Origin of the sequence: Rhodovulum sp. PH10 (assembly GCF_000293785.1) — a bacterium.
GTDB lineage: Bacteria > Pseudomonadota > Alphaproteobacteria > Rhizobiales > Xanthobacteraceae > Rhodoplanes.
In genome coordinates this window covers 22191-45623 of the sequence record NZ_AKZI01000105.1, presented here as the reverse complement: position 1 = coordinate 45623, position 23433 = coordinate 22191, and the positions used below count along the sequence as shown (strand labels likewise).

Sequence of the window (23433 nt, the reverse complement as noted above, 5' to 3'; positions counted from 1 at the left end):
GCGAACGCTCCCCGCCGGCAGCGTCCGAGCCGGTTCGGGTTCCGACCTCTCCCCGCGAGCGGGTCGCGAAGGCGGGGAGAGGCGAGGGGCAGCACCGTGCCCGAGGTCCCGAACGGGAGCCTTCAAAACCGGCCTCACGCCTCCGGTGAAAAATTCATCGCCACGCCGTTGATGCAGTAGCGCAGCCCCGTGGGCGGCGGGCCGTCCGGAAACACGTGGCCGAGATGGCTGCCGCAGCGCGAGCAGTGCACCTCGGTGCGCACCATGCCGAAGCTGCGGTCCTGGGTGGTCTCGACCGCCCCCTCGACCGGGTCGACGAAGCTCGGCCAGCCGGTCCCGCTCTCGAACTTGGTCTTCGACACGAACAGCGGCTGCCCGCAGCCGGCGCAGGTGAAGCGGCCGGGCCGTTTCTCGGCGAGCAGCGCGCAGCTGCCGGGCCGCTCGGTGCCGTGCCGGCGCATCACCTCGTATTGCTCGGGGGTGAGCAGGGCGCGCCACTCCGCGTCGGTCCGGGTGACGGGATAGGTTCTTGCCTCCATGTCGCTCTCCGGGGGTTCGTCGTATCGTTCTGCCGGCCGGCGGGTTTTCGGCCGGGCGGCCGTCCGTCATGTAGGGCTGCCCGGCGCCCGTTGCACCCTGCGGGCGTACCTCCTGGGGCGGTTCCGTCGAAATTCGCACCGGTTTGAGAAAAATCGTCCGGTCTTATTTTACCCGGTCTCAGCGCCGTCCTGGCAGTTTCGAAGAAAAGCAGCAGTGGACCCTCGTCGTCCGGAGCGATCGCCGATGTCACAGAGCCGGCAGTACCCGCGCTATCTCACGTTGAAGATGGGCCAGATCACCGCCGACGGCCTGATCGGCGACTGCGCGATTCTCAACCTGTCGCGGGGCGGCGCCTGCATCCTGGTGTCGGACGTCGCGGCGGTGCCGGACGCCTTCAGCCTGAGCTTCGACGGCGACACCCGCGAGGTGAAGGCCGCCTGGCGCGAGCGGCATCGCATCGGCGTCGCCTTCACCGACGGCCCGCTCGACGACTCGCAGTTCCCCGATCCGGTGGCGCTGCGCAACGCGCAGCGCGACGACGACGTGTTGCGGGTCGCCGAGCTCTTCATCCGCGGCGTGCACGCTTATACCGAGCAGCAGGTCGAGCTGTTCGACACGGTGATGGACCACTTGATGGACGGCACGCCCGAGGAGGCGCTCGCCAAGCTGAGCGCCCGCATCGCCCCGGTGCAGCGTGGCCCGGCGCGGGTGGTCCACCGGCTCGCCGAGGACGACGCGATCGAGGTCGCCGGCCCCGTGCTCGAGCGCTCGCCGATCCTCGCCGAGGATTTTCTGGTGCGGATCGCCGCCTCGAAGAGCCAGGCGCATCTCCTGGCGCTCGCCGGGCGGATCATGGTGCCGGAGCGGGTGACCGACATCCTGGTCGACCGCGGCGACACCCGCGTCGCCCACAAGGTCACCGCCAACGACGGCGCGCAGCTCTCGCGCGGCGGCTTTCAGCGGCTCGCGGTGCGCGCCCGCAAGGACGAGGAGCTGGCGCGAAAAATCGTCCATCGCAAGGAGCTGCCGGCGGACCTGTTTGCCGGACTGGTGCGGCTGGTCGCCGAGCCGGTGCGCCGCCAGCTGCTGAACGATCCCGATCCCGACGTGCGCCGCCGGATGGAGCAGTCGATGCCGCCCGAGCCGGCGACGCCGCGCCGCGCCGCCCGCGGCCGCGCCTCGCCGGAGAGCCGCGAGGCGGAGCTCGCCGCCCATCGCGAGCAGCTCCTCGCCGCCGCCCGCGACGACCGGCTCGACGACACCATCGAGATGCTGGCGACCATGACCAAGGTGCCGGTGGAGGCGGTGCGCAATCTGGTGCGGCTCGGCTTCGAGGACGGCGCGCTGATCCTGTGCAAGGCGCTCGGGCTCGGCTGGCCGGACGCCAAGGTGGTGTTCACGGTGCTGATGACGCGCAACGCGCGGGTCGACTACAAGGCGGCGTTCGACCGCTACCTCACCTTCTCGACCGAGGCGACCGAGCGCGGCGTGCGCTATCTCAAAGCGCGCCGCACACCCTCGACGGTCGAGTTCCGCCGCATGCTCTGATCTTCGGATCTTTGCTGCCGCTGCCGGGAACGGCATTTACGGGACGCCGCGCGGCGTCCCGCAGCGGCCGGACGCGTCACGGGGTGGCGTCGAGCACCTCGGGTGTGAGCACCTCGGGTGTGAGCACCTCGGGGGCGAGCAAGCCCTCGGCGACCATCCGGCGATAGACCGGCACCATCCGTCGGCGTAGTGCCGCCACCTCGATGCGCACCGCGTGGTCGCGCACCACGACCGACTCGAGGTCGCGCTCGGCGGCTTCCGCGGCGATCCGCGAATAGGCGCGGCCGGCGGCGTCGGCGGCATCGATCAGCACGTCGCGATCCTCCGGGCTCAGGCGCCGCCAGGCGGTCTCGGCGATCGCCATCGGCCACACCTGCGGATGGGCGTCCTCGATCGCGACGTAGCGGGCGACGTGGATCAGGTTCGACGAGCGCAGCCGGCCGCCCGGCACGGTGACCGCGTCGGCGGTGCCGCGGCGGAGCGCCAGATAGGTCTCGTTCCAGCCGAGCCGCACCGGCACCGCGCCGACGCTGCGCCACGAGCGTTCGGCCAGCTCGTCGCCGCCGACCCGGATACGCAAGCCCTCGAGGTCGTCGGCGGTGCGGATCGGCCGGTTGGCGACGATCACCCGGCCGGGATCGCGCAGCCCCGCAGTCGACAGCACCCGGATGCCGCGGGCGAGCAGCTTGTGGGTGGCCTCGGCAAAGACGTCGCTGTCGAGATAGCGGCGCAGCCGGCCGCGGGTGTCGATCAGATAGGGCACCGACAGCGCGCCGAGTTCTTGCGGGGCGAGCGGCCGAAAGGCCGACAGCGGCCCGGAATAGAGATCGACCGTGCCGGTCTGCAGGCTCTCGATCGCCTGGCGGGTGGCGAGCAGCGTGTCGCGATAATGGATCTCGATCGCGAGCCGCCCCTCGGACAGCTCTTCCGCGTCGCGCTTGAACACCTCGAGGGCGGCCGCTTCGGGGCCGTCCGGGCCGGCGCTCTCGTTGAGGCGCAGCGTGTGGACGGGAGCGGCGACGGCGGGCCAGCCGACCATCAGCGCGGCGGCGAGCCCCAGAAGCAGTCTCGGGAACATGGAAACGAACAAGCCCTCTCGTCCGGTGCCGGTCGCGTGTCCGCGCCCTGGCGTTGTCTCGCGGCCAGGAGACACTGGACGGAGGCATCGCGTCAAATTATCATTTTCGATCAGGATCGATAAGCGGCACAAATCGACGCGGACGGCGACGCACCCATGCTCGACACGCGGCTCCTGCAGGCCTTCTACTGGGTCGCCACGCTCGGCGGCTTCAACAAGGCGGCGGCGCGGCTGGCGATCACCCAGCCGGCGGTGTCACAGCGCGTCGCCCAGCTCGAGGCCGATCTCGGGGTGACGCTGATCGAGCGCTCGCCGCGGCACGTGTGCTGCACCGAGAAGGGGCTCGAGCTTCTGTCCTATGTCGAGCGCATCCTCTCGCTCAACGACGCCATGCACCACGCGGTCGCGGTGCCGGACGCCGTGCACGGCGTGTTTCGGCTCGGCGTGGTCGAGACGATCGTCCACACCTGGCTGCAGGAGTTCATGCGGGCGCTCGACGTGCTCTATCCGAACCTCGCGCTGGAGATCGACGCCGGCGCCTCGCCGCAGCTCGAGGACAAGCTGCGCGCCGACGAGATCGATCTCGGCTTTCTGCTTTTGCCGCAGACCGACCCCGACTTCGAGGTGCGCGAGCTGTGCAAGTTCCCGATGGGGTTGGTCGCGAGCCCGCGGCTGCGGCTCGGCGGGCGGCGGGTGCCGCTCGCGCGGGTGGCGGCGCATCCGGTGATGACCTTCGCGCGGCGCGGCGACATCCATCTCGCGGTCAGCCACGCCTTCGCCGACGTGCGCGACCTCAGGCTCCACGCCAGCACCACGCTCGCGCCGATCGTGCGCATGGCGATCGACGGGCTCGCGGTCGCCTGCGTGCCGCCGGCCGCGGTGCGTCGCGAGATCGCCGACGGCGAGCTGGAGATCGTCCACACCGATGCGGCGCTGGCCGACGTGCGGTTCGCCGCCTGCTGGCGGCGCACGCCGGAGCGGCGGCTGCTCGAACGCGTGGTGGCGCTCGCCGTGCGGATCGCCGCGGGCGCGGCGCGGCCGGATGCCGGGGCGGGCACCGCCCGCGCGCAAACGAAGCCGCGCAGGCGGCGGCCGACGACCGTCGGTGGCGCCGGACGGGGAGGGGCGAGATGAGCGAGATGGATTTCATGCGCCGCGCGATCGCGCTGTCGTGCGAGGCGGTGGAGGCGGGCGGCGGGCCGTTCGGCGCGGTGATCGTCAAGGACGGCAGAATCGTCGGCGAGGGCGTCAACCGGGTGGTGCCGGACGGCGACCCGACCGCGCATGCCGAGGTGGTGGCGATCCGCGACGCCTGCAAGAAACTCGGCAGCCACGTGCTGGAGGGGGCGGTGGTCTATACGAGCTGCGAGCCGTGCCCGATGTGCCTGTCGGCCGCGTGGTGGGCGCGGGTGTCGGCGATCGTCTACGGCAACGACCGCGTCCAGGCGGCCGAGATCGGCTTCGACGACGACGCGCTCTATCGCGAGGTCGCGCTGCCGCTTCCGGCGCGCACGCTGCCGCTCCGCCGCCTCGCCGCCGACGAGGCCTTGGAGGGCTTTCGCCGCTGGCAGGCGAAGCCGGACAAGGTGCGGTATTGACGACGGGTGGATCGCCGAATCGAGCTGATCACGACGCCGCCATATCCGCTCGTCCCCGCGAAGGCGGGGACCCGGCACAGCGAGCGACCCGGGTTCGGTCTTCGCCGGACCGAATAAAAAAGGGAATAGGAGACGAGTCTCCTCAATCCAGCGTCCGGCGGAAGCGCCGCACGGCGATGGTCATGGCGATCAGCATCAGCACCACCAGCGCGACCGTGTCGTAGCGGAGGTCGGCGAGCGTCGCACCCTTCAGCATGATCGCGCGGACGATGCGCAGATAGTGCGTGAGCGGCAGCGTCTCGCCGACATATTGCGCCCATTGCGGCATGCCGGCGTAAGGAAACAGGAAGCCGGACAGCAGGAGGTTCGGCAGGAAGTACATCATCGCCATCTGCATGGCCTGGAGCTGGTTCTGCGCGAGTGTCGAGAAGGTGTAGCCGACGGAAAGATTGGTGGCGATGAACAGCGTGGTCAGCGTCGCCAGCAGCGCGAGATTGCCGAAGATCGGCACCGCGAACAGCAGCACGCCGGCGGCGACGATCAGCGTGCCCTGCAAAAAGCCGATCACCACATAGGGCGCGATCTTTCCCAGCATGATCTCGACCGGCGAGATCGGCATCGCCAGCAGCGTCTCCATGGTGCCGCGCTCGGTCTCGCGCGTCACTGCAAGCGCCGTGAAGATCAGCATCGTGAGGGTGAGGATGGTGCCGAGCAGGCCGGGCACGATGTTGAGCTGGCTGCGGGCGGCCGGATTGTAGCGGGCATGCGTACGCACCTCGAATGGCGGCGCGGTCTGCTCGGGGATCGCGCGGTCGTTGCGAAGCGCCGTCTGCGTCAGCGAGGTGAGCGCGGCGAGTGCCGAGCCGGACGCGACCGGATCGCTCGCATCGGCCGCGACCAGCATGGCAGGGCGGTCGCCGCGTCTCAGGTCGCGCTCGAAATTCGCCGGGATCTCCACGCCGAACTGCACGGTGCCGGACTGCAGCAGCCGGTCGAACTCCTGCTCGTCGCGCGCCACCCGCACGACGCGAAAATACTTGGTGTTCTCGAGCGCGCGCAGAATGGTGCGGCCGACGTCGCTCTGCTCCTGCAGCAGCACCGCGGTCGGCAGGTCGCGCGGCTGGGTGTTGATCGCGTAGCCGAACAACAAAAGCTGCATCAGCGGGATGGTGATCATGGTCGCGAGCGAGATCCGGTCGCGGCGGAGCTGCAGCACCTCCTTCAGGAGCACCGCGCCGATCCGGCGCAGGATTGCACGAAAGCCGGTGATCGGCGGCGCGGTCGCCCGCGGCATCACGGCGGTGTCGAGTGTGCCGTCGGCAGGAGCGGGGGCGGGCGTGTCGCTGGTCACGATCCGCTCCCCTTCGCCTTGCCCGAGGCGGTCTTGCTCATCAGGTCGATGAACACGTCCTCGAGCGACGGCTGAGACGGCTCCCACACGAGATCACGGTCTTCGCGGAACGGCGCGATCGCCGCGTTCACCGCCGCCTCGTCGGGGCCGGAGACGTGCAGGCTGGTGCCGAACGGCGCGACCATGGTGATGCCCTCGCGTTTCTCCAGCTCGGCCGCGAGCGCGGACAAGTTCCTGCCGCCCGAGACCGTGAAGGTCGTGAGATGCGAGGCGTCGATCACCTCCTGCACGGTGCCTTGCGCCAACAGCTCGCCATAGGCGATGTAGGCGATTTCGTGACAGCGCTCGGCCTCGTCCATGTAGTGGGTCGAGACCAGCACGGTGAGGCCCTGCGCGGCGAGCGCGTGAATCTCGTTCCAGAACTCGCGCCGCGCCTTCGGATCGACGCCGGCGGTCGGCTCGTCGAGCAGCAACAGTTGCGGATCGGGCAGCGTGCAGGCGCCGAGCGCGAGGCGCTGCTTCCAGCCGCCCGACAGCTCGCCGGCGAGCTGCTCGGCGCGCTGCGCGAGGCCGAGCCGCTCGATCGCGCCGCGCGCCGCCGCGCGCGGGTTTCTCAGGCCGTAGACGCGGGCGACGAACTCGAGATTTTCTCGCACCGACAAGTCCTGATACAGGCTGAAATGCTGCGTCATGTAGCCCACGTGCCGCTTGATGATCTCGGCGTCGCGGTGAATGTCGAGGCCGAGGCAGGTGCCGCGGCCGGAGTCGGGCGTCAGCAGGCCGCACAGCATGCGGATGGTGGTCGTCTTGCCGGAGCCGTTGGGGCCGAGAAAGCCGTAGATCAGCCCGCGCCGCACCTGCATCGTCAGGCCGCGCACGACCGTGTGGCCGCCGAACGACTTCGTGAGATTCTCCACGTCGATGGCGATGTCGTCCGGCGGCTTTTCGGCGTTTTGGGCGGGCTCGCTCATTTGCGCGCCTCGGCGGCTTTCGCGGGCGCCGGCGTCCCGAGCGCGACGTCGACCGGCTGGCCGACCCGGAGCTTTTCCGGATCGTCCGGCTTCGCCTCGATCAGATAGACGAGCTTGTGACGCTCCTCGAGCGAGTAGATCACCGGCGGCGTGAATTCTGCCTGGCGCGCGATGAAGCTCACTTTCGCGGTCAGCCCGGCGACGCAGCCGTCGCAGCCGACCCGCACCCTCTCGCCGTGGCGGATCGACGGCAGCAGCGCCTCCGGCACGAAGAACCGGACTTTCAGATTCTCCGGCGGCAAGATGGCGAGCACCGGGCGGTCGGCCGGAACGATCTCGCCGGGGCGGTAATAGACCTGCTGCACGGTGCCGGTCACCGGGCTCACCCGGCGGCGGCGATCGAGCCGTGTCTGCGCGGTGACGAGCCGCGCACGCGCCGTGCGCAGCGCCGCCTCCGCCTCGTCGTAGGCTTTTTGGGTGCCGGTCCGGGTCTTCAGCAAGGTGTCGGCGCGGGAGAAGGCGGACTCCGCGTTCTCGAGCTGCGCCTTGTACATGTTGACCTCCGCCGCTTGGAGGTCGTCGTCGAGCGTGAACAGCGGCGCCCCGGCTTCCACGTGGTCGCCTTCCTTGGCGGCGAGCGTCTGCAAGCGGCCGACCTCGTCGGGCGCGACGAAGATCAGATCGGCCTCGACCCAGCCCTGATAAACCTTCGGCTCCTCGCTGCAGCCGGCGAGCGGCAGCGCGAGCGTGGCGACCAGCGCGAGGAGGGCGGCCGGCCGGCGGCCGAGACGAGGCGGTTGCATGTTCATCGCCGTTCTCCGGCGCCGAACAGCACGTCGAGATGGGCGGCGAGCAGCCTTTCCGGATCGAGCGGCATGAAGCGGTCGAACAGGCTGGTCCACACCACCGACATCAGCCCCGGCGCGACGACGAGCTGTGGAAACTCGGCGAGCCGCGGGTTTACCACGCCCTCCGCGGCGGCCCGCTTCATCAGCACGCCGATCGCGCCGATCGCCGGGCCGACCACGTGGCAGAAGTGGAACTCGGCGACCTTCGGGAAGCGCGGGCCTTCCGCCAGCACCAGGCGCAGCACCTGTCGGCGCTCGGTGCCGAGCACCTCCTTGGCGAACAGCGACAGAAGCCGCTCGATCGCGGTGCGGGGCGGCAGGTCGGCGGTCGACAGCGCCTTCAGATCGGCGATCAGCGGGCCCATCATCGCCGCGATCAGCTCCTGGAACAGCGCGTCCTTGTCGCGGAAATAGAGATAGATCGTGCCCTTGGCGACGCCGGCGCGGGCCGCGACGTCGTCGAGCCTCGCGGCGGCGAAGCCGTTCTCGCCGAAAACCTCGAGGGCTGCGCGCAAGATCGCCTCGCGGCGGGCGGCGGCCTGCTCGGGGCGGATCGTCCGGCGTTTCCGGGGGCGGGACGCGGAGGCCGGAGCGGCGGCCGTTCTGGCACGGGCGCCTGCGGCCCGTGCCGGTGCGCGCGAGGGCTTTTTTTGCGGCGCCGGGACCGGCTTCGCCGTGCCTGTCGCCGAGGCTCCTTTCGCTGCCGTGCCGCCCTTCGCCGTCCGTTTTCCGGCCGTGCTTTTCGGCGTGGCGCCTTGCGGCTCGGCGGTCCGCGGTGCGCGGGCCATGCTCGGGGCGGATGCGTTCTTCTCGTCCGCGGCCGACCCGCGCGTGCGGCTCTCGCCTGCCGGGCGTCTCGTTCGGGGCGGCTTCTCGGACGGCACGGTGCTCTCCTATGACTGACCGGTCAGTCATATTTATCTCGAGGCGCGGTTGTCGGCAAGCGGCCCGTGGGGTGGCTCTCGGATCCGTGAAAGGGGAGCGGCGGTGGTGCGGACGGGGACGAAAAAAAAACGCCGGCCGTGGGGGGCACGGCCGGCGCTTCGTGGAAAGCGATCTGGAGGGTGCGGCTCATACCAACGGCGACAGAGCCCGACCTCGTCCTGAGGAGCACTCCGCAGGAGTGCGTCTCGAAGGGCGAGGCCACGGTGGGGGCCTCATCCTTCGAGACGGTCGCTTCACGGCCCCTCGGGATGAGGTCATGGTTTCCCGCTGTCGATATTACGCCGAAAGCCCCGCCGCCTCGAACAAGACGTTGGCGCGGGCGAAGGCGGCGTGGGCGCCGGCCAGCACGCGGGCATCCTCGGCGGCGGTCAGAGAGGCGGCGTCGAGCGCCTCGGTGAACAGCCGCCAGTGCAGGCCGCGGCCGTGCTCGGGCCCCTGCATGTGGCGGGCGCCGAATGTTTCGTCGACGCCGATCTTGCGCGTCTCCTGCAGGAGGAACGGCGCGCCGAGATCGGCCCCCTCGACCACATAGAGCCAGCCCATGCCGGTCGGGGCATCGATCGTGCCGGCGAAGGCGGGCTCGGCGAGCCGCGGCACCGCGAGGCCGAGATCGGCGGCGTCCTGCTCGGCCAGGCCGAGCTTGCGGCGCGTCGCGAGGTCGGGAAACACCGCCCGCAGGGCAGGGTCGGCATAGAGCGCGTCGACATCGCGAAAAATCGCGATCTGCATCGCCAGGAAGAGGCCGTAGCGGGCGCGGTCGCGGAACGGATCGGCCGCCATGATGCGGGCGTCGAGCGCGCGGTGAACGGTGTCGGTGTCGGCCTGCAGGCGGCGCCAGCGCGAAGCCGCCGTGTCGGAGCCGGAAGAGGGCGCCGTCGTCATGGGATTTGCAACTCTGTCGTGACGATCACCGCGGCCGGGGTATCGGCCGCCCACACGGGCGTCAGGCGGAGGCGGCGATCGCCAGCAGGCGCCGCGCCACCGTGACGGGGCAGTCGCCCTTGTGGACGATCTGCTCGGCCGGCTGCTGCCACGGCACCGAGGCGCCGCAGAAGCGGCAGCGGTGATAGGCGTTGGCATCCTCCACGACGAGCAGGTCGATCGCGCTGGTGGTGAGCGCGCAGGCGACGGTGCGGACGTCGTCGGCGGGAAAGTCGGGCATGTCGGGATTCCTCGATGGTCGGCGAAACACGGGGCCGATCCGGGCGAGCACGGCGTTTCGAACAGGTGACCGGCGACGCCGGGAAAGCTGCGAGGCGCCGGCCGGGGATCGTGTGACCCAACGGCATTATGCCCCAAACCGCCCGGAGTCCGAAGCGGCTCGTCGCCGACCCGGCGAGGCGAAAAATCAGGCGACGTAGCGGGTCTCCAGAAGGTCGAACTCCTGCACCAGCTTGGAGGCGATCTCGCTGCCGATCCGGCGCTCGCGCAAGAGCCGCCACACCGCCTCGCGCGAGGCGCGCACCGCGGCCACCCGCATGCGGCGCTCGATCGCCGCGTCCTCGCGGGCGCGCACCTGGTCGTCGCCGCTGTTCTGGTCGATCCGCAGGCGATAGAGGTCCATCAGGCGGGCGGCGATGTCGACATAGCGGTCGGCGTCCGGGCGGCCCTCGGCCATCAGATGCTGCACCTCCTCGAGCCGGGCGATCGCCGCCTCGGCGGCGGCGGTGCGGGCGAGGCTCTCCTCGTCGGCGTGCGACGGCTCGGCCGGCAAGGTCAGCCCGTTCAGCAGCAGCGGCAGGCCGACGCTGGCGATCACCAGCGAGGCGACGATCACCCCCATCGCCAGCACGATCGCGAGGTCGCGGGCGGGAAACGGCTCGCCGGTCGGCAGCACGAACGGCAGGGTGAGGATGCCGGCGAGCGTCACCGCGCCGCGCGCGCCGGCGCACGACATCGCCAGCACCAGCCGCAACAGGCCGGGCTGGTCGGCCGGCGAGCCGGTGCCGCCCCAGCGGCGGTACCAAGTGAGCTTCAGCGACACCGCCGCCCACAGGAAGCGCAGGGTGGTGAGGGCGAGCGCGATCGCCACGACATAGCCGATCAGCCAGAACGGGCTGGTGTGGCCGGTCAGCGCCACGGTCTGCTGCGCGTTCGGCACGATCGCCGGCAGCTGCTCGCCGAGCAGCACGAAGACGACGCCGTTGGTGGCGAACTGGATCATGTCCCACACCGCGCGGCGGCGGATCCGGGTGGCGGCGAGCGCCTGGCCGCTCGCCTCGGCGAAGCTCATGGCGAGCCCGGCGGCGACCGCGGCGAGAATGCCGGAGCCGCCGAGATGCTCGGCCGAGAGATAGGCGGCGAACGGGATCAACAGGCTCACCAGGATGTTGGAGCCGGAATCCTCGCCGAACCGGCGGCCGATCCACTCCTTGGTGCGCATGATCGCGAGCGTCACCGTGGCGCCGATGAACAGGCCGCCGGCCGCCATCCACACGAAGGTCAGCGCCGCATCGACCAGCGAGAAGCCGCCGGTCGCGACCGCCGCCACCGCGAAGCGGAAGCACACCAGGCCCGAGGCGTCGTTGAGGAGCGATTCGCCCTCCAGGATGTGCATCATCCGTTTCGGGATCGGCACTCGCCGGGCGATCGACGACACCGCGATCGGGTCGGTCGGCGACAGGACGGCGGCGAGCGCGAAGGCGACGCCGAGCGGCATCGCCGGGATGATCCAGTGGATCAGGAGGCCCATGCCGAGCACGGTGAAGACGACGAGGCCGAGCGCGAGCTCGAGCACGGCGCCGCGGTCGCGGGCGAGCTCGTCCTTGGGGATGCGCCAGCCGTCGAGGAAGAGGAGCGGCGGCAGAAACAGGAGGAAGAACAGCTCGGGATCGAGATCGACCCGCAAGGGGGCGACCAGGCCGATGGCGGCACCGAAGGCGATCTGCACCAGCGGCCGCGGGATCGCCACCGGCAGCATGCGAGACAGGCTCGCCGTCACCACCACGGCGAGCAGAAGAAGCAGGACGGTCGTCACGGTGTGCAAGGGTGGCGGGCCTCGCGGGTGGGCGGCTGGCGGTCTTCAGGCGGCGCAAGGGGAGACGAACGCGGTACGATCACTCTAACCTCTCTCCTCGCCGCCGTCTGTGGTATCGGCAGGGCGTCGCCGCGGCAGGAGTGCGGCCGGCGTGAACGGGAGGTTTTCAGCGGTGGCGAGCGGGCGCATCACCCTTTACGGGATCAAGGCGTGCGACACGATGAAGAAGGCGCGCGCCTGGCTCGACGAGCACGGCGTCGCCTACGCGTTTCACGACTACAAGAGCCATGGCATCGATCGTGTGACGCTCGCGGGTTGGGTCGGCGAGGTGGGTTGGGAAAAGCTCCTCAACCGCGCCGGCACCACCTTTCGCAAGCTGCCCGAGGCCGACAAGCAAGACCTCGACGAGGCGAAGGCGATCGCGCTGATGCTGGACGAGCCGTCGATGATCAAGCGGCCGGTGCTCGAGGGCGCCGGGCCGCTGCTGGTCGGCTTCTCGCCGGAGCGCTATGCCGAGGCGCTCGGCTGACCGCTGCCGAGCATTTGCGGCCCGCTCCGCTTCTTCTTTTCGCGCGCAGCGTCGAGCAGCATCCGCACCATCGTCGAGACGTTGGCGAGCGCGATGAAGCTCTCGAGCAAGGTGCCGCCGATCGAGCCGCTGGCGATGTTGTTGACCAGCCACAGCGCGGTCGCCAGCAGAAGCGCCAGCCGCATCGGGATGCCGCGCATCAGGAACATCGCCAGCGTCGCCGAGCAGGTGGCGATCACCGGCAGGATGCCGAGCGGCGTGCGCACCACCACGAAGCCGGTCGCGGCGATCACCGCGAGGACGATCCAGACGATGCCCTTCGCCCGCACCGTGACGGCGAGGACCGAGCGGGCGGACGAGATCAGCGCGCAGGCGGCGGCCGGAGGGTTGCCGAGCAGCGCGAAATGCAGCGTGTAGGCGAGGCATTCGGCGGCGTTGAGCGCCTTGAGCGGCGTGTCGCGCTTCTGCAGGAAGGCGGAGAAGCCGAAGACGAATGCGACATAGCCGGCGCACTGGGCCGGCGAGAAGAAATCCATTGCGGAATGTCCGGGGGCTGGTCGAGCGTGGGGGTGGCACGCGGCGCCGACCATAGTCCCGTTGCGGCGAACGTCAACGGCCGGGGCGTCGCAGCTTCTCGAACCGCTTGATCACCCGCTCGCGTTTCAGCCGCGACAGCCGGTCGACCCAGAAGACGCCGTCGAGCTGGTCGATCTCGTGCTGCAGGCACACCGCGAGCAGGCCGTCCGCCTCGCCGGTCTCGTAGCCGCCGTCGAGATCCTGCCAGGTCAGCCGCACGCGGGCCGGGCGCTCGATCTCCTCGGAGACGCCCGGCATCGAGACGCTGCCTTCGGGATGCGCGCGGGTCTCGGGAGACGACCAGTCGATCACCGGATTGGCGTAAATCCGCACGCCGTCGGCGGCCGACAGCGCGATCACCACGAGGCGCAGCGGCACGCCGACATGCGGCGCGGTGATGCCGATGCCGGGCGCCGCCCGCATGGTGTCGAGGAGATCGGCGGCGAGCGCCTTCAGGCGGTCGCCGAACGCCTCCACCGGCCGCGCCGGCTCGCGCAGCCGCGGATCGGGAAATGTCACGATGGTCCGCACCGGCACGCTGAAACTCCGAAGGTCGGCGGCGCCGGGCGGCGCCGTTCGACGGGGACTATGCCGAACGCCGGAGGGTTCGCAAGGGCGGGCGCAGCGTGGCAGCGCGGCCGGTGCGCCCGGCGGGCGCGTCCGCGCCTCCGGTGAGTAGGAACCTCCCTCGCGTCCGGCGGTTCACGTTCGAACGGCGCCCGGTCGACCATTCGGCCGACCACTCGGCCGGCGCGACGCCGCGCGCGTGGGGGGGAAAAGCATGATCAGCGATCTGTGGTACAAGAACGCGGTGATCTACTGCCTGTCGGTCGAGACCTTCATGGATTCCGACGGCGACGGCGTCGGCGACTTTCAGGGCCTGATGCGCCGGCTGGATTATCTCAATGGCCTCGGCGTGACGGCGATCTGGCTGATGCCGTTCCAGAAGTCGCCCGGCAAGGACGACGGCTACGACGTCTCGGACTACTACTCGGTCGATCCCCGCTTCGGCACGCTCGGCGACTTCGTCGAGTTCACCCACGGCGCCGAGCAGCGCGGCATGCGGGTGCTGATCGACCTCGTGGTCAACCACACCTCGATCGAGCATCCCTGGTTCCAGGACGCCCGCCGCGACCCGAACTCCAAATATCGCGACTGGTACGTCTGGTCGAAGAAGAAGCCGAAGAACGCCGACCAGGGCATGGTGTTTCCCGGCGTGCAGGAGACCACCTGGACGTTCGACGAGGCGGCGCAGGCCTACTACTTCCACCGCTTCTACGAGTTTCAGCCGGACCTGAACACGTCGAACCCGGAGGTGCAGGCAGAAATCCTGAAGATCATGGGGTTCTGGATCGAGCTCGGCGTCTCCGGCTTTCGGATGGACGCGGTGCCGTTCGTGATCGGCACCAAGGGCGCCGACGTCACCAGCCCGGACGAGCAGTTCGACATGCTGCGGACGTTTCGCGAGTTTCTGCAGTGGCGCAAGGGCGACAGCATCATCCTCGCGGAAGCCAACGTGCTGCCCGACACCGATCTCCACTATTTCGGCGACGACGGCGACCGCATGCACATGATGTTCAACTTCCAGGTCAACCAGAACCTGTTCTATGCGCTCGCCTCGGCCGATGGTCGCCCGCTGGTCGAGGCGATGAGAGCGACCCGTCCGCGCCCCTCGACCGCGCAGTGGGGCGTGTTTCTTCGCAATCACGACGAGCTCGATCTCGGCCGGCTGACCGAAGAGCAGCGCGAGACGGTGTTTTCGGCGTTCGGTCCCGACAAGACCATGCAGCTCTACGACCGCGGCATCCGCCGCCGGCTCGCGCCGATGCTCGGCTGCGACCGGCGCCGGCTCGAGCTCGCCTACAGCCTGTTGTTCACGCTGCCCGGCACGCCGGTGCTGCGCTACGGCGACGAGCTCGGCATGGGCGACGATCTCTCGCTCGAGGAGCGCTATTGCGCGCGCACGCCGATGCAGTGGTCGGACGAGCCGCAGGGCGGCTTCACCCGTTCCGACGAGCCGGTGCTGCCGGTGATCTCGGGGGGGCCGTGGGGCTACGAGCACGTCAACGCCGCCTTCCAGCGCCGCCATCCCGACTCGCTCCTCAACTGGACCGAGCGGATCATCCGCATGCGCAAAGAGGTGCCGGAGATCGGCTGGGGCGATTTCTCGGTGATCGAGACCGATGACCCGGCGGTGCTGATCGTGCGCTACGACTGGCGCAACAACTCGGCGCTGTTCGTGCACAACCTCGCCGCCACGCCGCGCGAGGTGGCCTTTTCGCCGGGCGTCGAGGGCGCGCACGGCGACGTTCTGATAAATCTGCTCGGCGACGACCACGACGCCGCCGGCGACGACGGGCTGCATCACCTCGTGCTCGAAGGCTACGGCTATCGCTGGTACCGGGTCGGCGGGCTGGACTATCTCTTGCGCCGCACCGACATCGATCCGGTCGCCGAGAGCGACGAGCGCCGGTCGCCCGAGACGGCGCGGAAGAGCGCGGCGAGCAAGACGCGCGGCCGAGGAGGACGGTAGAGGTGGACGGTCGAGGCGGGCAGGGCGGTGGCCGAACGCCGCGGCGTCCGTGCCGCCCTGTGCCGCCCTGTCCCGTACCGAAAGGCGACAGCCGATTGTCGCACCAGACGGTATGACGGGAAGATCATTCAACGACAATGTCGGGCACGAGACATCCGGGAATCACCCTGCGGAATAGCGCGAAGATGCGCCGCCGGCGATTCACGATATGGTCCGGGTCACCTGCTGTCCGAACCGACCCGAGCCACGGTCGTCGACGCCCTTCGTTACGAGCCGGCTCCGGACAGCGGGCTTCCTCGGGTTCCGATCCGCCTCGCCCGCACCGCCGCTCGCGGCCTGCCGGCGAGGCTTTTTTGCAGTTTCGAGCCCGTCGTGAGGTGGCTCACGCCGCGCGCACCGTCGCGAGAAAGCTCTCGACCTCCTGGCGCAGGCGGGTGCTCTCGTCGGCGAGGCGGGTGGCGTTGCTCGACACCTCGGCGGAGGCGGTGCCGGTCTCGGCCGCGCCACGGTTCACCTCGGTGATGCTGGCGGCGACGCCGGCGGTGCCGTGCGACGCCTGCTGAATGTTGCGCGAGATCTCCGAGGTGGCGGCGCCCTGCTCCTCCACCGCGGCGGCGATCGCCGCGGCGATCTCGGCGATGTGGCCGATGGTGCCGGTGATCTCGTGAATGGCGGTCGCCGATTCGGTGGTCGCCGCCTGCATCTCGGAAATCTGCGTGGCGATCTCCTCGGTCGCCTTCGAGGTCTGGGTGGCCAGCGCCTTCACCTCCTGCGCCACCACGGCGAAGCCCTTGCCGGCCTCGCCCGCGCGCGCCGCCTCGATGGTCGCATTCAAGGCCAGCAAGTTGGTCTGCTCGGCGATCGCGGTGATCAGCTTGACGACGTCGCCGATCCGGGTCGCCGCCCGGGCGAGCGTCGTCACCCGCGCGTCGGTGGTCTCGGCCTGCCGCACCGCGTCCCGCGCGATGTGGCTCGAGGTCTGCACCTGCCGGCCGATCTCGCCGATCGAGGCGGTCATCTCGTTGGTCGCCGCGGCGACCGCCTGCACGTTGGTCGAGGCCTCGTCGGAGGCGGTGGCGACGGTGCCGGCGAGCTTCTGGGTGGTGTCGACGGTGCGGGTGAGGGCGTGGGCGGTCTCCTCGAGCGCGCTCGCGGCCGCCTGCACCTCGCCGATGATGCCGCCGACCGCCGACTCGAAGCGGTCGGCGAGTCGGTTCATGTCGGCCTTGCGGCGGGCGGCGGCGTTCGCTTCCGCGTCGCGCTGCTCGGCCTCGAGCGCCTTGCGGGCGATCGCGTTCTCCTTGAACACCTCGACCGCGCGCGCCATCGCCCCGACCTCGTCGCCGCGCTCGAGCGAGGGGACGGTGACGGCGGTGTCGTCCTTCTGCAGCCGGCCCATCACGCCCACCAGCGCGACCAGCGGCCGGATCTGCCAGCGCAGCACCGCGAAGATCGCCGCTCCCACCAGCACCGCGGCGAGCAACGCCTCGAGCGCGATCCAGGCGATCAGCCCGTCGAGCCGGGCGAAGAACTCGCTCTGCTTCAGCCCGACATAGAGGACGCCGATCGGCTTGCCGCCGGCGTCGAGGATCGGGTCGTAGGCGGTGAAGAACGGCTCGCCCAAAATGTCGGCCTCGCCGCGATAGGCCTCGCCGCGGCCGAGCACGGCGTCGTGGACCGGGCCGCGGGCGAGCACGGTGCCGACCGCGCGGCTGCCGTCCGGCTTGCGGACATTGGTGGAGATGCGGGTGTCGCCTTGAAACACGGTGGCGGTGCCGCCGACCAGCGCCTGCACGCGGTCGACCAGCGCGGTGTCGCCGTTCAGCACTCGCTCACCCGCGAGCAGCTTGCCGTCGGCGAGACGGATCGGCCCGGAATTCTGCAGGACCTCGCGGGCGACCCGCATGTTCGCTTCCTGGCGGGCCTGCGCCTGGGCGCGCAGCTCGGCCTTCACGTCGAGATAGACCAGGAGGACGATCGCCGCCGAGACCACGGCGATGCCGAGCACCGTCAGGGCCGTGATCTTGGAGGGCAGCGACACGCGGCCGAGGCTGTCGGACAGGCTCACGTCGAAATTCTCCATCACGTCACCGCGGCCGATCGGATCGCCGGCACGCGGAGGCTCGCGGGGGGCGACCGAAGCTCGTCGGGGGGTGGAGGAAGGTCGCGAGGCGGGCGGTAACAAAATTCAGGCGAAGTAAACTAGCGAACGTGCCGTTAAGGGCGGGTGAAGTGCTGCTTTCGACGCCAATCGGACCGAAGACTCACCACACGGACGGCAGTGCTTCGCCGGGAGACATCATGGAGGTAACGCACTAAAGCGGCCGGCGCCTCGGCACCGGCCGCGAAACGTGTTCGAATACGTGTATTCGGGGCGCGCCGCCCTCAGCCGGCGACCAGATCGGCGAACTCGCGGTGACGGTCGATATAGGCGGCCACGAACGAGCATCGCGGCACCACCTTGAGCTTGCGCTCGCGGGTGTTCTCGAGTGCGCCGTGCACCAGCTTGGAGCCGACCCCGCGGCCGTGCAGCGCGTCCGGCACCTCGGTGTGGGTGAAGGTGATCACGTCGCCGGAGATGCGGTAATGGGCGGCCGCGGTGGCGCCGTCCTGCTCGAGCTCGTACCGAGATTTTTGCGGATTGTCGCGAACGCCGGCGTCGGTGTGTTCGGAAACGGTGTGGGTGTCGCTCATCGGGGGCTCCTGTCGAGACGTCGGGACACCGCGACGAGATGCGCCGCGTAGCGTCCGCCGTGTGGGGTTTGGTGGGACAAACGACAGCGCGGCCGCTGGTTCCGTGCGCCGCGGGGACGGGCGGCCGGCGCGCCGGCGTCCGCCCGCGTTCGCCGGTGTCAGAAGGTGCGGCCCTCGTCCGGGATGTTCAGCACCAGGCCGCAGGCCTTGCAGTGCACGGCGTCCGGCTCGTGGCGGGCGAGCCCGCAGCGCGGGCACGAGAAGCGCACCTTGCTCGGCTGCAGCAGCGTGCGCACGAGATTGAGGAAGAGCGTGACGCCGAGCACCATGACCACCACCGAGATCAGCCGTCCGGAGGTGCCGGGCAGCGTGATGTCGCCGAACCCGGTGGTGGTGAGCGCCGTCACCGTGAAATAGAGCGCGTCGGCATAGTTGGCGATCAGCGGATTGCCGGCGTGCTGCGTCTCGTAGACGATGCCGGTCATCACGAAGACGAACACCGACAGATGCACCGTCGCCAGCACCGGCTCCTCGTGGCAGCGGAACCACGGGCTGTCGGCGCGCAGCCGCGCCAACACCTCGTAGGTCTGCAGCAGCCGCACCGTCCGCAGCACCCGCAGGAAGCCCGCGCCTTCGCCGACCAGCGGCGCCAGGAACGAGACGATCGCCACTAGGTCGGCGAGCGTGGAGAGATGCGCGAACTCGCGCAGCGGCCGGCGGCTGATCGAGAACCGCGCCAGGAAATCGGCGAGGATCATGAGACCGAGCAGAATGTCGATCCGCTCCATCAGCACCGTGCGCGGCAGGAACGAGGTGACGACGATGAACAGCACCGTGAGGAGATCGAAGGCGAGCAGCAGATAGCGGAAGCGGTGCGCCTCCGGGGCGTCGGACTCGTAATAGTGCCGTACCTTTGCGCGCAGGCGTCCGAGCCGCTTGGGCAGCGCGCGGGCGGAGCGGGTCGGGCGGGCGGGGGCGGTGTCGATCTTGCCGTCCATGGTCACTCGTGGGTCACGCGCGGCGTTCCGTTCGGGGGAGGTTAGCAGCGGCCTCGGCGGACGCGAAGGGGCGAACTTTCGGCACGGCCGGGCGTTCCCCGGACGGAAGGCCGCGGCGCCGAGGGGAGGCGCGTCTGCGGTCGAGCAACCCACGGACACGATCGACATGCTGCAGATCGGCTACAAGCTGATGTCCGAGGAGCACGGCCCGGCCGAGCTCGTCCGCAATGCGGTGCGGGCGGAGGAGGCGGGGTTCGACTTCGCGGCCATCTCCGACCATTTCTTGCCCTGGATCGAGGAGCAGGGGCACGCGCCGTTCGCCTTCGCGGTGCTCGGGGCGATCGCCCAGGCGACCGAGCGGCTCGGCCTGATGACGGCGGTGACCTGCCCCACCATGCGCTACCATCCGGCGATCGTCGCGCAGGCGACGGCGACGTTGGCGCTTCTGAGCGACGACCGCTTCACGCTCGGCCTCGGGGCCGGCGAGCGCCTGAACGAGCACGTGATCGGCGCCGGCTGGCCGGGCCGCGTCGAGCGGCACGAGCGGCTCGCCGAGGCGCTCGACATCGTCCAGGGGCTGCTCTCCGGCGAGATCGAGAATTATCGCGGCAAGCACCTCCAGCTCGACCATGCGTGGCTGTTCGACCGGCCGAAGCGCAAGCCCTCGGTGGTGCTCGCCGCCGGCGGGCCGCAGGCCGCCCGCCTCGCCGGGCGCAAGGCCGACGGGCTGGTCGCCACCGAGGCGCGCTCCGACCTGATCGAGGCCTACGACGCGGCCGGCGGTCACGGGTCGCGCTATTGCGAGATCTCGCTGTGCTGGGCGGCGAGCGAGGGTGAGGCGCGCGCCACCGCCCACAAATATTTCCGCTGGTCGGCGGCCGGCTGGCCGGTGATGGCCGAGCTGCCGGACCCCGAAGGGTTCGCCGCCGCGAGCGAGAGCGTGACGCCGGACGACATCGCCGAGCTGGTGAGCTGCGGCCCCTCGGCCGACGCGCATCTCGCGGCGATCGACAAGTACGTCTCGGCCGGCTTCGATCACGTGATCCTCACGCAGATCGGCCCGCAGCAGGCGGAGTTTTGTGACTTCTTCCGGAAATCGCTCGCACCCGCGCTGCGTGCCCGCAAGGCGGCGTGAGGCGACCGGCGGTGCCCAGGAGGAAAGAAAAAAGCCCGGGCCGTCGAAAGACGGCGCGGGCTTTTTCGCGGTGTGTGGCGTGTCGTGTGCCGTGCGAAACGATCAGTCGCGGCGGCCGATCGGCACGTATTCGCGGCGCGCGTAGCCGGTGTAGAGCTGGCGCGGCCGGCCGATCTTCTGGTGCGGATCGGCGATCATCTCCATCCAGTGGGCGATCCAGCCGGCGGTGCGGGCGAGCGCGAACACCGCGGTGAACAGGCTCGGCGGAAAACCCATCGCCCGCAGCGTCAGGCCGGCATAGAAATCGAGGTTCGGATAGAGCCGCTTCTCGATGAAATACTCGTCGGCGAGCGCCACGCGCTCGAGCTCTTCGGCGATCTCCAGCAGCGGATCGTCGGCCCGCGTCTCCTTCAGCACGTCGTGGCAGATCTGCCGCATCAGCTTGGCCCGCGGGTCGTAGGCCTTGTAGACGCGGTGGCCGAAGCCCATCAGCCGGAACGAATCCTCCGGATCCTTTGCCCGCGCGACGAATTCCGGCACCCGCTTCTTGGTCTCGATCTGGGCGAGCTGCTTGATCACCGCCTCGTGGGCGCCGCCGTGCGCGGGGCCCCACAGGCAGGCGATGCCGGCGGCGATGCAGGCGAACGGATTGGCGCCGGAAGAACCCGCGAGCCGCACCGTCGAGGTCGAGGCGCCCTGCTCGTTGTCGGCGTGCAGGATGAAGATCTGGTCCATCGCCCGGGCGAGCACCGGGTTGACCCGATACTCCTCGAACGGCACCGAGAAGCACATGTGCAAAAAGTTCGCGGCATAAGGCAGGTCGTTCTTGGGATAGACGAACGGCTCGCCGCGCGAATATTTGTAGGCCATCGCCGCGATGGTCGGCAGCTTGGCGATCATCCGCATCGAGGCGACCATGCGCTGGTGCGGATCGGAGATGTCGATCGAGTCGTGATAGAAGGCCGACAGCGCGCCGACCACGCCGACCATCACCGCCATCGGATGCGCGTCGCGGCGGATGCCGTGATAGAGCCGCGCCATCTGCTCGTGCACCATCGTGTGCCGGGTGACGCGGTTGTCGAAGTCGGCTTTTTGGGCGGGCGTCGGCAGGCTGCCGTAGAACAGCAGATAGCAGGTCTCGAGGAAATCGCCGTGCGCGACCAGATCCTCGATCGCGTAGCCGCGATGCAGCAGCACGCCGTTGTCGCCGTCGATATAGGTGATCTTCGATTCGGCGCTGGCGGTGGAGGAGAAGCCGGGATCGTAGGTGAAGATGCGCGTCGTGCCGTAGAGCTTGCCGACATCCATCACAGGGGGGCCGGAGGTGCCCCAGCGGATCGGGAAGGAATAGGTCTTGCCGTCGAGCGTCAGAGTCCCGGTCTTCAGGTCCGCGCGCGAATCAGAGGCCATGGTCGATGTCCATGTCGAGGGTTGACGTGAGCGAGGGGCAACTGCCGAGGCGTTTTGCGCGACACGCATGACGGGCGTGCCCGTTGGCCGGGCTCACCCGATCGCCGCACCGTCAACTTATGCCTTCGGGGAAGACGTTTCCAGGGATGCGGACGATTTTGCTGCAACGCACAGTGGGGTGGGGTGCGGTAGCAAGGTATGTCACGGGGCGACGGCGGCGCCGCCTCGGACCCGCATTGCGGCGGCTCCGCCGGGCCGGGACGGGCATGCTCGCGGCGTCAGCGGCCCTTCGCGTCGCGTCCGGGCAGTGTCCGCATCGCCGCCGCCACGAAAGACGTGCCCCATTCCGGATGGTTCTTGGCGGCCGCATCGAGCGCCCGCTTCCAGCGCAGATAGGCGGCGGGCGAGGGAATTTTGGGCGTATGAGCGAGCTCCCAATGGATGCCGTTGATCGGGTCGTCGAAGAAGACCGCCACATAACCGGGCGCGTAGATCGGGTACTCGGCCGGCGGGTCGGTGACCGGAATGTTCTTGGCGAGCAGGAAATCCCGATAGAAGGCGCTCACCTCGCCGCGGCTGCGCGCCCACAGGGCGACGTGGTGGATGCCGGTCGAGCGCGCCGCGTGGTCGAGCTTTTCGCCGCTCTTCGCCGGCTGGATGCCGACATAGCTGTGCGGCAGCGGGAAGCGCGCCATGTAGTAGGTCGAGCGATAGCCGAGATCGAGCGTCCAGAAGCTCTTGTAGCCGAGCCAGCCGAACATCTCGTCGTAGAACGCGACCGAGGCCTCGTAATCGAGGACCGAGAACTCGACGTGATGGACGCCTCTCCACCGCATGGCGATCTCCTCTCCGTCGCCGGGAAGGTTGTTCGGCACCCGACGCAGGGGGCGACCCATGGGCGAGCGATGTGACGCCGGCGCGGCCGCCGCGGCGACGCGGGAACGGTAGCGGACGGAGCACGGACGGCGGAAGGGCACGGGCGCTGCGTGAGGGGAGGGAAGGGCGGAGGGAGAAACGGGCCCGGACGGGCGAGCACGAACGAGACCGTCGGGGCTGCACCCGTGAGCCTGCCAACGTCGGACGGCAGCGGTCAGCCTTGCACCGGCACCAGCTCGAACACGCGTGCAAGCTTCGCCGCCTCTGCGATGTCGCCGCGACGAAGCGCGAGGCGCACCGTGTCGAGCTTCTTGGCATCGTCGGGGGTGAGATACGGTGACCATGCGGTGTCGTCCTCGATCAGTTCGACGTCCACCTCGGCGGCATATCGGCCCTCGTGAATGATCTTCGTCCGCTTCCGGGTCATGGCTCTCTCCGCAGCTTGAAATCGTCGTCCCAGCGGGCCGGATCCGGACGATAGGCGGTCACCAGCACGGCGGGGCTCCGGTGCCCGGCCGGGATTGCCCAGACGACGTGGATCGGGCGGCCCTTTTGGTTGCGCTGCAGGGTCAGAACGCTCGGCCCGCGAACGCGATCCGGATAATCCTCGATCGCCACGGCTTCCGCGACACCGTCGATCGCTGCCGCCACGACGATATCATCGGCGAGAAGCTCGCCATAGCCGTGCTCCGACACGAGCCAGTCCCCCGCCAGCACGAGCGTCCGTATCCGCCGAAAAACCTCGCTCATCCCCCGGTCTCCGTTTCGGCGTGCCGACGACATCGTGGTGCATGGCCCATGCGGAGCGACGCGATTTGCGGGGGCC

The 23433-nt window shown here is 69.7% G+C and carries 25 protein-coding genes; 7 read left to right on the top strand and 18 right to left on the bottom strand.

Annotation, left to right across the window (positions count from 1 at the left end; genetic code table 11):
• Positions 1 to 134: 134 nt before the first annotated feature.
• Entirely contained in the window at positions 135 to 539 is a 405-nt protein-coding gene (gene msrB / locus A33M_RS16685) for a peptide-methionine (R)-S-oxide reductase MsrB (RefSeq protein WP_008389468.1), read from the bottom strand.
• Between the two features lie 244 nt (positions 540 to 783).
• On the opposite strand from msrB, the gene A33M_RS16680 reads away from it, so the two are divergent.
• Positions 784 to 2088 carry a DUF2336 domain-containing protein gene (locus A33M_RS16680; RefSeq protein WP_008389466.1) on the top strand — a complete coding sequence of 435 codons (1305 nt, stop codon included), beginning with the start codon at positions 784 to 786 and terminating at the stop codon, positions 2086 to 2088.
• A gap of 76 nt (positions 2089 to 2164) precedes the next feature.
• On the opposite strand, the gene A33M_RS16675 is transcribed toward A33M_RS16680, so the two are convergent.
• Positions 2165 to 3178, bottom strand: coding sequence for a TRAP transporter substrate-binding protein (locus A33M_RS16675; RefSeq protein WP_008389464.1), 1014 nt, complete (start codon positions 3176 to 3178; stop codon positions 2165 to 2167).
• A gap of 144 nt (positions 3179 to 3322) precedes the next feature.
• On the opposite strand from A33M_RS16675, the gene A33M_RS16670 reads away from it, so the two are divergent.
• Entirely contained in the window at positions 3323 to 4300 is a 978-nt protein-coding gene (locus tag A33M_RS16670; RefSeq protein WP_008389462.1) for a LysR family transcriptional regulator, read from the top strand.
• A complete protein-coding gene (locus A33M_RS16665; RefSeq protein WP_008389460.1) occupies positions 4297 to 4764 on the top strand; it encodes a nucleoside deaminase in 468 nt (155 codons plus the stop codon). Before A33M_RS16670 ends, A33M_RS16665 begins: the two co-directional genes overlap by 4 nt.
• Before the next feature lie 142 nt (positions 4765 to 4906).
• On the opposite strand, the gene A33M_RS16660 is transcribed toward A33M_RS16665, so the two are convergent.
• The 4 genes from A33M_RS16660 to A33M_RS16645 are packed head-to-tail and all read right to left on the bottom strand — an operon-like array spanning position 4907 to position 8449.
• Positions 4907 to 6115: an ABC transporter permease gene (locus tag A33M_RS16660; RefSeq protein ID WP_008389457.1), complete on the bottom strand. Its 1209-nt coding sequence runs from the start codon at positions 6113 to 6115 to the stop codon at positions 4907 to 4909.
• Positions 6112 to 7086: an ABC transporter ATP-binding protein gene (locus A33M_RS16655; protein ID WP_008389455.1), complete on the bottom strand. Its 975-nt coding sequence runs from the start codon at positions 7084 to 7086 to the stop codon at positions 6112 to 6114. The genes A33M_RS16660 and A33M_RS16655 overlap by 4 nt, the downstream gene beginning before the upstream one ends.
• Positions 7083 to 7895, bottom strand: coding sequence for an HlyD family secretion protein (locus A33M_RS16650; protein WP_008389453.1), 813 nt, complete (start codon positions 7893 to 7895; stop codon positions 7083 to 7085). The genes A33M_RS16655 and A33M_RS16650 overlap by 4 nt, the downstream gene beginning before the upstream one ends.
• Entirely contained in the window at positions 7892 to 8449 is a 558-nt protein-coding gene (locus tag A33M_RS16645; RefSeq protein ID WP_157223526.1) for a TetR/AcrR family transcriptional regulator, read from the bottom strand. The genes A33M_RS16650 and A33M_RS16645 overlap by 4 nt, the downstream gene beginning before the upstream one ends.
• Before the next feature lie 160 nt (positions 8450 to 8609).
• Here A33M_RS16645 and A33M_RS24135 point away from each other — a divergent pair, with 160 nt between their 5' ends.
• On the top strand, positions 8610 to 8837 hold the full coding sequence (locus tag A33M_RS24135) for a hypothetical protein (RefSeq protein ID WP_157223525.1): 228 nt from the start codon (positions 8610 to 8612) through the stop codon (positions 8835 to 8837).
• A gap of 318 nt (positions 8838 to 9155) precedes the next feature.
• Here A33M_RS24135 and A33M_RS16640 read toward each other — a convergent pair whose 3' ends face one another.
• The 3 genes from A33M_RS16640 to A33M_RS16630 all read right to left on the bottom strand — a co-directional run bounded on the left by A33M_RS16640 (position 9156) and on the right by A33M_RS16630 (position 11856).
• Positions 9156 to 9761: a biliverdin-producing heme oxygenase gene (locus tag A33M_RS16640; protein WP_008389446.1), complete on the bottom strand. Its 606-nt coding sequence runs from the start codon at positions 9759 to 9761 to the stop codon at positions 9156 to 9158.
• A gap of 61 nt (positions 9762 to 9822) precedes the next feature.
• Complete coding sequence (locus A33M_RS16635) at positions 9823 to 10041, bottom strand: DUF3222 family protein (RefSeq protein ID WP_008389443.1); 219 nt, start codon at positions 10039 to 10041, stop codon at positions 9823 to 9825.
• Positions 10042 to 10227: 186 nt separating this feature from the next.
• The gene (locus A33M_RS16630; RefSeq protein WP_237718403.1) at positions 10228 to 11856 is read right to left on the bottom strand and encodes a Na+/H+ antiporter; all 1629 of its coding nucleotides are present in this window, start codon (positions 11854 to 11856) and stop codon (positions 10228 to 10230) included.
• 151 nt (positions 11857 to 12007) lie between these two features.
• Between A33M_RS16630 and A33M_RS16625 the strand changes: the two genes are divergently transcribed.
• Entirely contained in the window at positions 12008 to 12385 is a 378-nt protein-coding gene (locus A33M_RS16625; protein WP_237718401.1) for an ArsC family reductase, read from the top strand.
• Here the strand turns inward: A33M_RS16625 and A33M_RS16620 are convergent.
• Together A33M_RS16620 and A33M_RS16615 are read right to left on the bottom strand one after the other, a co-directional pair.
• Entirely contained in the window at positions 12364 to 12921 is a 558-nt protein-coding gene (locus A33M_RS16620) for a YgjV family protein (RefSeq protein ID WP_008389437.1), read from the bottom strand. The two genes, A33M_RS16625 and A33M_RS16620, sit on opposite strands and share 22 nt — an antisense overlap.
• A gap of 73 nt (positions 12922 to 12994) precedes the next feature.
• A complete protein-coding gene (locus tag A33M_RS16615) occupies positions 12995 to 13498 on the bottom strand; it encodes a peptide deformylase (RefSeq protein WP_008389432.1) in 504 nt (167 codons plus the stop codon).
• Between the two features lie 244 nt (positions 13499 to 13742).
• Here A33M_RS16615 and A33M_RS16610 point away from each other — a divergent pair, with 244 nt between their 5' ends.
• Positions 13743 to 15494, top strand: a complete 1752-nt coding sequence (locus A33M_RS16610) for an alpha-amylase family protein (protein WP_008389428.1) — start codon at positions 13743 to 13745, stop codon at positions 15492 to 15494.
• 382 nt (positions 15495 to 15876) lie between these two features.
• On the opposite strand, the gene A33M_RS16605 is transcribed toward A33M_RS16610, so the two are convergent.
• The 3 genes from A33M_RS16605 to A33M_RS16595 form a co-directional block, all read right to left on the bottom strand.
• On the bottom strand, positions 15877 to 17577 hold the full coding sequence (locus tag A33M_RS16605) for a methyl-accepting chemotaxis protein (RefSeq protein ID WP_040621176.1): 1701 nt from the start codon (positions 17575 to 17577) through the stop codon (positions 15877 to 15879).
• 302 nt (positions 17578 to 17879) lie between these two features.
• Entirely contained in the window at positions 17880 to 18188 is a 309-nt protein-coding gene (locus tag A33M_RS16600) for a GNAT family N-acetyltransferase (protein ID WP_008389424.1), read from the bottom strand.
• Positions 18189 to 18346: 158 nt separating this feature from the next.
• Positions 18347 to 19186, bottom strand: a complete 840-nt coding sequence (locus A33M_RS16595; RefSeq protein ID WP_008389423.1) for a potassium channel family protein — start codon at positions 19184 to 19186, stop codon at positions 18347 to 18349.
• A 166-nt stretch (positions 19187 to 19352) separates the two neighbouring features.
• Between A33M_RS16595 and A33M_RS16590 the strand changes: the two genes are divergently transcribed.
• Positions 19353 to 20321, top strand: a complete 969-nt coding sequence (locus tag A33M_RS16590; protein ID WP_008389421.1) for a TIGR03557 family F420-dependent LLM class oxidoreductase — start codon at positions 19353 to 19355, stop codon at positions 20319 to 20321.
• Between the two features lie 102 nt (positions 20322 to 20423).
• On the opposite strand, the gene A33M_RS16585 is transcribed toward A33M_RS16590, so the two are convergent.
• The 4 genes from A33M_RS16585 to A33M_RS16570 form a co-directional block, all read right to left on the bottom strand.
• On the bottom strand, positions 20424 to 21731 hold the full coding sequence (locus A33M_RS16585; RefSeq protein ID WP_008389419.1) for a citrate synthase: 1308 nt from the start codon (positions 21729 to 21731) through the stop codon (positions 20424 to 20426).
• A gap of 278 nt (positions 21732 to 22009) precedes the next feature.
• On the bottom strand, positions 22010 to 22567 hold the full coding sequence (locus A33M_RS16580) for a VOC family protein (RefSeq protein ID WP_008389418.1): 558 nt from the start codon (positions 22565 to 22567) through the stop codon (positions 22010 to 22012).
• Positions 22568 to 22821: 254 nt separating this feature from the next.
• Positions 22822 to 23034, bottom strand: a complete 213-nt coding sequence (locus tag A33M_RS16575; RefSeq protein ID WP_008389417.1) for a hypothetical protein — start codon at positions 23032 to 23034, stop codon at positions 22822 to 22824.
• The gene (locus A33M_RS16570; protein ID WP_202801926.1) at positions 23031 to 23324 is read right to left on the bottom strand and encodes a DUF4258 domain-containing protein; all 294 of its coding nucleotides are present in this window, start codon (positions 23322 to 23324) and stop codon (positions 23031 to 23033) included. Before A33M_RS16570 ends, A33M_RS16575 begins: the two co-directional genes overlap by 4 nt.
• Positions 23325 to 23433 lie beyond the last annotated feature (109 nt).

Bases quoted from the DNA above. Each gene is read 5' to 3' on its own strand.
- msrB (WP_008389468.1), bottom strand. From the start codon at position 539: ATGGAGGCAAGAACCTATCCCGTCACCCGGACCGACGCGGAGTGGCGC.
- A33M_RS16680 (WP_008389466.1), top strand. From the start codon at position 784: ATGTCACAGAGCCGGCAGTACCCGCGCTATCTCACGTTGAAGATGGGC.
- A33M_RS16670 (WP_008389462.1), top strand. From the start codon at position 3,323: ATGCTCGACACGCGGCTCCTGCAGGCCTTCTACTGGGTCGCCACGCTC.
- A33M_RS16665 (WP_008389460.1), top strand. From the start codon at position 4,297: ATGAGCGAGATGGATTTCATGCGCCGCGCGATCGCGCTGTCGTGCGAG.
- A33M_RS16655 (WP_008389455.1), bottom strand. From the start codon at position 7,086: ATGAGCGAGCCCGCCCAAAACGCCGAAAAGCCGCCGGACGACATCGCC.
- A33M_RS16650 (WP_008389453.1), bottom strand. From the start codon at position 7,895: ATGAACATGCAACCGCCTCGTCTCGGCCGCCGGCCGGCCGCCCTCCTC.
- A33M_RS16640 (WP_008389446.1), bottom strand. From the start codon at position 9,761: ATGACGACGGCGCCCTCTTCCGGCTCCGACACGGCGGCTTCGCGCTGG.
- A33M_RS16635 (WP_008389443.1), bottom strand. From the start codon at position 10,041: ATGCCCGACTTTCCCGCCGACGACGTCCGCACCGTCGCCTGCGCGCTC.
- A33M_RS16620 (WP_008389437.1), bottom strand. From the start codon at position 12,921: ATGGATTTCTTCTCGCCGGCCCAGTGCGCCGGCTATGTCGCATTCGTC.
- A33M_RS16610 (WP_008389428.1), top strand. From the start codon at position 13,743: ATGATCAGCGATCTGTGGTACAAGAACGCGGTGATCTACTGCCTGTCG.
- A33M_RS16605 (WP_040621176.1), bottom strand. From the start codon at position 17,577: ATGGAGAATTTCGACGTGAGCCTGTCCGACAGCCTCGGCCGCGTGTCG.
- A33M_RS16600 (WP_008389424.1), bottom strand. From the start codon at position 18,188: ATGAGCGACACCCACACCGTTTCCGAACACACCGACGCCGGCGTTCGC.
- A33M_RS16595 (WP_008389423.1), bottom strand. From the start codon at position 19,186: ATGGACGGCAAGATCGACACCGCCCCCGCCCGCCCGACCCGCTCCGCC.
- A33M_RS16590 (WP_008389421.1), top strand. From the start codon at position 19,353: ATGCTGCAGATCGGCTACAAGCTGATGTCCGAGGAGCACGGCCCGGCC.
- A33M_RS16585 (WP_008389419.1), bottom strand. From the start codon at position 21,731: ATGGCCTCTGATTCGCGCGCGGACCTGAAGACCGGGACTCTGACGCTC.
- A33M_RS16580 (WP_008389418.1), bottom strand. From the start codon at position 22,567: ATGCGGTGGAGAGGCGTCCATCACGTCGAGTTCTCGGTCCTCGATTAC.
- A33M_RS16575 (WP_008389417.1), bottom strand. From the start codon at position 23,034: ATGACCCGGAAGCGGACGAAGATCATTCACGAGGGCCGATATGCCGCC.